This is a genomic window from Streptomyces sp. SID5464 (assembly GCF_009862985.1).
Classification (GTDB): Bacteria; Actinomycetota; Actinomycetes; order Streptomycetales; family Streptomycetaceae; genus Streptomyces; species Streptomyces chartreusis_D.
The window spans coordinates 1-665 of record NZ_WWIQ01000018.1 but is presented as its reverse complement, the minus strand read 5'-3'; the positions used below and the strand labels follow the sequence as shown (position 1 = coordinate 665).

At 62.9% G+C, this 665-nt stretch carries 1 protein-coding gene; it reads left to right on the top strand.

What is annotated here, in order from left to right:
* Positions 1–313: 313 nt before the first annotated feature.
* A complete protein-coding gene (locus GTY47_RS12810) occupies positions 314–481 on the top strand; it encodes a hypothetical protein (protein ID WP_158688496.1) in 168 nt (55 codons plus the stop codon).
* Positions 482–665 lie beyond the last annotated feature (184 nt).

Below are 665 nucleotides of genomic sequence, written 5' to 3'. Positions count from 1 at the left end.
TGTTAGCCGCTGTAAGTCCTCACCCTGGGTGGCGCCGTGTTGTCGCCTCCGTTCGCCCTGATGCAAAGACTCGGACACGGCGGAGTAGCGAACTATCAAGGCGCTGACAAAGTCGCCTCGCTCTTTCTCGGGCTCTCGCTTAGCTTATGCAGCCACTCCCGGTCTGGATTGCCTACCTTTGCCTTTTCACCGTCAGCTCTCCCATGCCTCCCATTTACTCGAGCACACCTTACTCAGCAGGTGTTTCGTTGGGGCTTCGCCAATGTGGACGAGTTAAACGGCGACAGCACCATCGGCACAGGACAGGGGCCCCGTGTGCGTCGGTCAAGCCACCGCGGACGGCTTGCATGTGCTGCGCGGGGGCGGCTTCCGCGTGCCCGGCGTGCAGTCCGCAGAGGCCGACTCCGACGGCAAGACCCGCAGCGCCACCGTCCTGGATGGGGCCAAGCACGAGGCGGGCCAGAAGCAGCAGATGGTCTAGTCGAGACAGCGAATCACCATCTCGGGACCGGGCTACACCGTCACCCAGATCTACTCCTACCGGGTCGTCCTCGAGTCGTAGGATGAGAAAGTCAGGGCCGCGGGTGGCTGCGGCCGCTGACTCGCTCAAATCGGAGAGGGGACCAGCGGACAACGACCTCTACGGATGAAGCGGACAAGCGCTT